The organism is Rhodopirellula sp. JB055, from assembly GCF_043100905.1.
In the GTDB taxonomy this organism is placed as follows: domain Bacteria; phylum Planctomycetota; class Planctomycetia; order Pirellulales; family Pirellulaceae; genus Rhodopirellula.
This window is the reverse complement of the sequence record NZ_JBICHO010000214.1, coordinates 1-7997: the sequence shown is the minus strand read 5'-3', so window position 1 is coordinate 7997 and position 7997 is coordinate 1. Positions and strand designations below refer to the sequence as shown.

The window sequence follows — 7997 nt, the reverse complement described above, 5'->3', positions numbered from 1 at the left end:
GGAGAGTTTCCACTTCGCGACGCCGTGGAATGCCATCCACGTGCAGGACTGCCTAACTTCATCGCCAAAGTCAAAGCGGGCGAGTCCGTTCGTGTCGCCTACCTTGGCGGCAGCATCACCGCCGCTCCGGGGTGGCGAATCCAATCGCGTGAGTGGCTCCAAGAACAATTTCCCAACGCAACCGTGAACGAGATCCGTGCTGCAATTGGTGGAACAGGATCGAACCTCGGCGTGTTTCGCCTGCAACGTGACGCGTTGCGGCACGATCCCGACTTGCTGTTTGTCGAATTCGCCGTCAACGATGGCGGAACCGCGCCCGAAAGAATCCACCGTTCCATGGAAGGCATCATCCGGCAAACCTGGGCTGCGAATCCTGCGACGGACATCTGTTTTGTCTACACACTGACGCAACCCATGCTGTCTGATTTGAAAGCTGGCAAGATGCCTCGCGCAGCCAGTGCCATGGAAGATTTGGCAGACCACTATTCGATCCCATCGATTCACTTTGGCGTCGAAGTCGCACGTCTGGAAGCGGCAGGCAAACTCATTTTCAAAGCTCCGAAGCCCGCCGACACGACTGCGGAACCGATCGTGTTTTCGACCGATGGCGTCCACCCCCATGTCGAAACGGGACATCGCATTTACACCCAAACCATCGCTCGATCTTGGCCGACCATTGCCAAGGCCAGCGGCGAACCACAACCACATCCCCTGGTGCAGCCACTTCGTGAAGACAACTGGGAACAAGCCAAAATGGTGGCGATCCAACCGGAGATGCTGTCAGGCAACTGGACCAAACTCCCCTCGGATCATGCCTTGGCGAAACGTTTTCAACGGAACATGCCCGAACTCTATCAAGCCAACGATCCCGGCGCACGCCTGGAATTCACCTTTGAAGGAACACACGCCGGTGTATTCGATCTACTCGGTCCCGACGGTGGCGAAGTCCGTGTCGACCTGGATGGCAAGGAAGTCACTCGCAATCGGATCGATGGCTATTGCACCTACCACCGCATGGCAACCTTGAACATTGGCTCGGACCTCGAACCCGGCCAACACACCGTCCGAATTGAATTGACACCGAACCAATTGGACAAACGCGCAATCCTTTTTGAACGCAACCGGAACGACTTTGATGCCAAGCCGGACAAATACCAAGATCACACTTGGTACCCATCCACGTTGATGCTGATCGGCGACTTGAAATGAGCAACGATCAAGAACTTCAACAGGCCGATCAAGAAAGATGAAGCAGACTTTAACTTCGCTTCAGCCACACCTTATCGGGTCCGCCTACCTTTTTCTGCTGCCGACTGGACAACGGGGCATCCCCGTTATCGCAGTCATTGGAAATCCCTTCCTTTTCCAGGAGCCAGAAAATGAAACCGCTACTTTTAACGACTCTCATCGCCTCAACAATCCTTCCACTTGGCTTGACCGGCCCCCAAATCGTCAGCGGACAAACCGCTGGTGGAACACGGCTCTCCCTGGTCAAAATGGTGCAGAGTTTAGAACAGGACGGTTACGGTCCGTTCACGGAGGTTTCGATGGACGATGGCAACTGGGAAGTCGAAACGCAAAAGGGAAACGAGTCCGTGGAATTGATGGTCGATCCGTCCAGCGGCAAAGTGCTGTCTGAACATCATGACGATCCAGACACGCCACCACCTGCGGACGCGATGCCTCTATCAAAGTTGCTTCAAACCGTCATGGAGAACAGCCACACGCAAGACATCGACGAAGTCTCTTTCGAACGCCGCTACTGGGAAATCGAAGGCGTTCGAAATGGGCAAAAGCGAGAATTGCATGTTGATCCCATCACAGCCAAAATCATCGCCGACCGGATCGACGACTGACACCGCCCTTTCGAAAGAAGCCACACACCTTCTTTCCCGGGATGCAATCCAGGAATAAACTTGGCATCCGCAATCAGAGCGTCCATTGGGGGCGGCTTATCGACTCAGTCCTCAACAACGTTTCACGCACGTAGGATGGGCACTCGTGCCCGTCAGAGTCGGCCAAGACCACCAGTCACAACTCAGAGCGTGAGTTTTGAAGTTGCGCTTTTCTCAAAACCCGAAGCGTCAGCGAGGGAAAAACGATGTTGACTTCGCCTCGCTAACGCGTCGGGTTATGAAAAACCAATGCCTCACGCAAAATCGCAACTTCAAAAGTTGCGTGAGCGAGGCACTCCCGCGACGGCCCCATTCGGAGCGAAACCCAGACGCTAGTCACCCTTTTTCGAACTTCCCGGAGGGAATGCAGCGGGTAGCCGGCGGTCGAGCGAAGCGTACACCGCCGGGAAGGGCACCATCCCCCCAAAAACCTCCCTCGAAAACAGGCATGCTCCGATGAAATCCGAGAAGGAAAAAATGCTGGCGGGCGAGCTGTATGACCCGAACGATCCTGCATTGGCGGAAGCCCGCTTGGTCGCTCGCGAACGTTGCCATCAGCTCAACCACAACTCGCCTCGCGAAGAAGCAGTTCGCCGCAGCATTTTGAAAGAACTGTTCGCCAGCGGCGGCGATTCCGTTTGGTTGGAACCCCCGTTTCACTGCGATTACGGAACCAACATCCATCTCGGAAAACAGGTTTACTTCAACTTCGATTGTGTGATCCTGGACGTCTGCAAGGTGCGGATCGGAGACTTTGTCTTCATTGCTCCCGGCGTCCACTTCTACACGGCAACGCATCCTCTCGAATCTCATCTGCGACGAACCCCAGAGTACGGCAAACCGATCACCATCGGGAACGATGTTTGGATCGGTGGCAAAGCCATCATTTGCCCAGGTGTCACGATCGGCGACCGCAGCGTGATCGGTGCGGGCAGCGTGGTGACCAAAGACGTGCCCGCTGGGCTTCTCGTCGCAGGCAATCCAGCCAAGGTGATCCGGCCGATCGACTGAATCAGGATGGGAGCAAGCTCCTCCGGTGCACAGCGAACCCACCCGAACGCGAAACAAATTCATCCAAAAAGATTCAAGAACTGGAATATCGCTCACATCCTCGCGGCGGACCGTGAACCAGAATCCGCATCAGTTAGGTCTCGGGGCATGGAGCTGTGTCCCAATTGAACCTTTGTTGATGAGGAAGCAAGATGAAATTTGGATGGAAGCACTCAATGGTCGCGTTCGCCGCTCTTTTGGTGGTTGCCATGAGCGATGACGCCAATGCACAAAGCGGGTCCTGTGGAGCGGCTTGCTCAGCAGCACGCGCCGTGTCGCCGCAGGTGACCTATTCCGCACCCCCTGTCCACTCGACAATGGGGACGTACACGTCGACTCAATCCGCACCGATTGCCGTTGGCTCCGGTTGCGTTTCAGGAAACTGCGGTGGAACCGTTGTCTCGTCGCAGCCCATTGCACAACCAACAGTCCACTACTCGACTCCCGTTTCGACGCCAGTCAACTCGGGCTACACCAGCTACGCCCCGAGCTATCAGCCCACCTACGGTGTGCCTGTCTCGTCCGTGCCAACCAGTTCCTGGCAAGGCCCCCGGTACCAGACTTACTCCGCGCCAACTTGCTCGAATGGCACCTGTTCCGCGAATCGCGTTTATCGTAACCGCCGCTGATTCGAAACAGCCCCGACATGCAATCATCTGAATTGTGATGTCTGGTTGAACCAAGTCCCCGATGGTTTCTGAACCAACGGGGACCGGGAGTGTTGAGTCTCAGCTTCCGACGTTGATTCGCTGCAAAACTCCAAGGATCTTTTTACTCAGCGGAGTCAGCTTGGTACGACTGTATTGGTCGCCCAACTTGCGAATCGCTTCGGATTGCGTGGGGTACGGGTGAATGGCACTTCCAATTTTGCCCAGTCCAATCGATGCAGTCATCGCCACGGTGATTTCGGAGATCATGTCTCCAGCGTTTTCAGCGACAATGGTTGCACCCACGATCTTGTCGGTTCCCTTCTTGGTGTGAACCTTCACGAAGCCCTTGTCTTGGCCTTCCAAAATAGCTCGATCGACTTCACTGAGATGTTGAACGTAAGTGTCAATTTCAATCCCCGCCTTTTTCGCATCCGTCTCATACATTCCAACATGAGCGATCTCGGGTGATGTGTAGGTGGCCCAAGGGATCACCAAATCACTGGCCTTCTTTTTGCCGAATGGGCCGAGCGCGAACAAAGCGTTCTGAATCACAATCCGAGCTTGAAAGTCAGCGGTGTGCGTGAACTGGTATTTCGAACAGATATCGCCCGCGGCAAAAATGTTTGAATTCGTGGTCTGCAAATGGTCGTTGACCTGGACGCCTTGCCGATCGAATTCAACGCCCGCGGCTTCCAAGTTCAACTTCTCAACATTGGGTGCCCGACCAACCGCCACCAACAATTGATCAACGGGTTCATCGTAGCTTTCCCCTTGCGACTCCACCGTCAACCGAATGCCGCCTTGGTTTTTGATCGCCAGTTTGCGACCACAACAAAGCAAATTCACCCCATCGCGAAGCATCTCTGCTTGAACAATTTCCGCGGCCTCCCGATCTTCGCGAGGCAGAATGCCGTCGGAGGATTCCACCAAGAACACCTCCGCCCCAAGCCGAGCAAACGCTTGTGCCATTTCACATCCAATCGGCCCCGCTCCGATGATCCCCAACCGGCGCGGGATTTCGGTGAGCGAAAAAATGGATTCATTGGTCAAGTAGTTCACCTCACTCAAACCGTCGATGGGTGGTGCCGATGCGCGAGCCCCAGTTGCAATCACGGCGCGTTTGAAAGGCAGTTCAACGCCTCCCTGTTTCTCATCTCCACCAACTCGGATCGAGCTGGAATCTTGAAAGCTTGCTTGGCCAAAGTACACATCGACGCCAAGATCGCTGAACCGAGTCGCCGAATCATTGTGACTGATTCCCGCCCGCAGCTTCCTCATTCGCTCCATCACCGCAGCGAAATCAACTTGGACATTTGGAATCTCAATCCCAAATTCGCTTGCTTTCTTCGCCGCCGCGGCAACGCGTGCCGCACCGATGATTCCTTTTGACGGCACACAACCGACGTTCAGACAATCTCCTCCCATCAAGTCTCGCTCGATCAACGCGACCCGGGCTCCCAACCCGGCTGCTCCGGCGGCGGTCACCAACCCTGCGGTTCCGGCACCGATGACAACCAAATGATACGGTCGAGTCGGAGTTGGATTGGTCCACTCCGGTGGATGGACGTTGGACTCCAGCTTTTGATTGTGTTCGTCATGTGGAAGCAGCGCATTCATCTGTTTCGTTTCCGTGGGTTGTGGCTGTGATCTTTGTTCAGCTGAGTGGCTTTGTTTCGACCGGGTCATGTATCGGCCACTTGGCCCGCCCCATCGTCCGCCCCGGACTCATCGACTTCTTCCTTCAACTTTTGACTGGCCAAACGAGTCACATAGACCGTCACCACCACCGTCGCCAACAACCCCACCGCCAACATGATCCATTCCGCCATCGATCGTTGACGATCCGAACCAACCGCTGCCCCCGTCACATGTCCGATGTAAACAAACAGAAACGTGCCCGGCAGCATCGCAATCCAACTGGTCACCGCGTAGGGCCAAAATCGGACAGGTGTCAGTCCATACAAGTAGTTCTGCAAGTTGAAAGGAATCGCCGGTGACAACCGCAGCATCCCCACAATCTTCCAGCCTCCCTCAGCAATCGCACGATCCATTGCACCGAAGTGGCGGTTTCGCTTGGCCAACTCCGCGACCTTCTCTCGGGCTCCATAACGAGCAATCAAGAACGCCAACGACGCACCGACGGTCGACCCGATCGACACCACGACGGTGCCAACGGCAAGGCCGAACATGGCTCCTGCTACCAACGTGAGGATGGTTCCTGGCACGAACAAAACCGTGGCCACGATGTAGAGCAACACCAGTCCCACCGGCCCCCAAACTCCTAAACCCGCGATCCAGTCCTGCGCCACCGACATGGCTTGATCCAACGGCAGTGACCGAACAATCGTGAGCACAGCCAACAGAATGCAAAGCATCACGGTCCAGCGAACAACACGCCACGTTTTGCTCGAAATGATCCGATCCGCGTCTTGGCCCGACTGAGCCAAGACACCAGTGGCGGGTTGATCGATCTGATTTCGAGTGGTTCCCATGCGTCATGCCTGTCGCGAACGTTTGTCCTTGCCCTGTGAACGGCGACCTGGCTGCCGCTGAACACACAATAGAGGAAAGATTCCAAGGTCCGCCACAACAGTGTATGTCGAACGACCACCCCCAAACCGAATCCAGCATCTCCATTGGCATGGGACGCCCGGGCTTTCCCGACGTATCATGGAGCCTTTTCGAGCAGTTCGATTCCAAGTGATCAGCATTCACGAACCGCAAACGCCACGCGTCCCGACCGAGACAAGTGACACTCCCGTTCGGATTGTCTCCGCCTATCTCGTCGTGCAAGCCATTGGCACGCTGGCGTGGTGGGTGTTGTTGCTTGTCTATCCGGCCAGCATTCAGTGGTTTCAGCCCACTGCTTGGCCGAATGGTGCACTGCTTTCGTTTTGGATGGCGGACTTTCTGTTGATTATCGCTGGCTCGCTCTTGGCCGCGATTTGCGTGTGGCGTCAAGCGTCTTCGGCCACCACGTTGGTCTGGGCCGTTGCCGCGGTCACTTGGTACCCAACCTTGGTGTGCATCGCGACCAGCCTTCAAACCGGAGAAGCCTGGATCGCATCGACGATGATGGTTTGCATGGCTGGGTTGTCTCTGTCCATGGCAACGATCCATGGAAACACATCGCAATCTCCCGCCACGATTCGCGTTGCTTCGATGAACCCCGCTGTTGCAACCGCGTTGACTCTGGGGCAAACCGTGATCTTCTGGGGGACGTTTCTGTGGGTGCTGCCGATGGGAATTGTTGAACTGCAACTTCGACTCGGATGGCAAGTGTTCCAACATCCGCTGCAGTCACCATTGTCCGGTGGTTTGTTTCTCGTTGCATCGTCGCTTGGGCTATGGAGCGGCATCACGATGGCGATTCGCGGCGATGGCACGCCTCTGCCCACGGCCACCGCACCTCGTTTGGTGATCGCCGGTCCGTACCGCTATGTTCGCAACCCGATGGCACTCGCGGGCATCGTTCAGGGCGTCGCAGTGGGATGGTTCCTCGGCAGCCTTCCAGCCATCGGCTACGCACTTTGCGGGGCAGTGGTCTGGCACGTCTTTGTGCGTCCCGTCGAAGAACGCGATCTTCAGCTTCGGTTCGGGGAGGACTATCATCGCTACCAGAAACACGTCCGACTCTGGATCCCCACGGTGCCTTTCTCTTGATCCACCGAATCGCAATCGCCGGCTACCGTTCGATCCGCTCGCTGACCGTGCGACTGGGTGAGTTGACGGTGGTCACCGGACCAAACGGCAGCGGCAAAACGAATCTGTATCGTTCGCTGCGTTTGATTGCTTCCGCAGCCAATGGCAACCTGAACCAATCGTTGGCGGAAGAAGGTGGGTTCCAATCTGTGCTTTGGGCGGGTCCGGAATCGCTTTCCAACGAAATGAAGCGGGGTGAGGTTCCCGTGCAAGGAACCTTGCGTCGAAAACCAAAGGCATTGAAACTCGCGTTCTCCGCCGATCCGATGAGCTACTGCATCGACCTGGGTCACCCGATTCCGTCCAACTCCATGTTCGATGGTGACCCGGAGATCAAACGGGAATGCATTTGGACCGGGCCGACACCGGATGCGAGATCGCTGTGTGTTGATCGCAAGGGAGCGAACTTGCGATGCCGATCGGGGAAAGGGAAGTGGCAAGACATCGATTTACATTTGTCTCGCGGGACAAGCCTGATGACCGAGTACGCCGATCCGTTTGCGGCACCCGAGATCATCGTGATGAAGGAGCAATTGCGGGGATGGAGGTTCTACGACACGTTCCGATGTGACTCGCATGCGCCCGCTCGATTGCCATCGCCTCAAACGTTCACTCCGGTGATGGCCAACGACGGATCCAACTTGGCCGCGGCACTGCAAACGATCCGTGAGATCGGCGACAGCCACATTGTCGAACAAGC

At 56.1% G+C, this 7997-nt stretch carries 8 protein-coding genes; 6 read left to right on the top strand and 2 right to left on the bottom strand.

Annotated elements, in window-relative coordinates:
- The 4 genes from ACF8AM_RS08855 to ACF8AM_RS08840 form a co-directional block, all read left to right on the top strand.
- The coding region (locus ACF8AM_RS08855; RefSeq protein WP_392555288.1) for a GDSL-type esterase/lipase family protein at window positions 1–1209 on the top strand (1209 nt) is incomplete at its 5' end.
- A gap of 170 nt (window positions 1210–1379) precedes the next feature.
- Window positions 1380–1856 carry a PepSY domain-containing protein gene (locus ACF8AM_RS08850; protein ID WP_392555287.1) on the top strand — a complete coding sequence of 159 codons (477 nt, stop codon included), beginning with the start codon at window positions 1380–1382 and terminating at the stop codon, window positions 1854–1856.
- Between the two features lie 495 nt (window positions 1857–2351).
- On the top strand, window positions 2352–2906 hold the full coding sequence (locus ACF8AM_RS08845; RefSeq protein WP_392555286.1) for a sugar O-acetyltransferase: 555 nt from the start codon (window positions 2352–2354) through the stop codon (window positions 2904–2906).
- Between the two features lie 215 nt (window positions 2907–3121).
- Window positions 3122–3574 carry a hypothetical protein gene (locus ACF8AM_RS08840; RefSeq protein ID WP_392555285.1) on the top strand — a complete coding sequence of 151 codons (453 nt, stop codon included), beginning with the start codon at window positions 3122–3124 and terminating at the stop codon, window positions 3572–3574.
- Window positions 3575–3673: 99 nt separating this feature from the next.
- Here the strand turns inward: ACF8AM_RS08840 and ACF8AM_RS08835 are convergent, their stop codons facing one another.
- Together ACF8AM_RS08835 and ACF8AM_RS08830 are read right to left on the bottom strand one after the other, a co-directional pair.
- Window positions 3674–5212 carry a mercuric reductase gene (locus tag ACF8AM_RS08835; protein ID WP_392555284.1) on the bottom strand — a complete coding sequence of 513 codons (1539 nt, stop codon included), beginning with the start codon at window positions 5210–5212 and terminating at the stop codon, window positions 3674–3676.
- Window positions 5213–5277: 65 nt separating this feature from the next.
- Window positions 5278–6087, bottom strand: coding sequence for a TVP38/TMEM64 family protein (locus ACF8AM_RS08830; protein WP_392555283.1), 810 nt, complete (start codon window positions 6085–6087; stop codon window positions 5278–5280).
- Between the two features lie 208 nt (window positions 6088–6295).
- Between ACF8AM_RS08830 and ACF8AM_RS08825 the strand changes: the two genes are divergently transcribed.
- Together ACF8AM_RS08825 and ACF8AM_RS08820 are read left to right on the top strand one after the other, a co-directional pair.
- Window positions 6296–7258: a methyltransferase family protein gene (locus ACF8AM_RS08825; protein ID WP_392555282.1), complete on the top strand. Its 963-nt coding sequence runs from the start codon at window positions 6296–6298 to the stop codon at window positions 7256–7258.
- Window positions 7255–7997 (top strand): AAA family ATPase (locus ACF8AM_RS08820; RefSeq protein ID WP_392555281.1); only part of this gene is annotated, 743 nt, incomplete at its 3' end. The genes ACF8AM_RS08825 and ACF8AM_RS08820, both read left to right, overlap by 4 nt.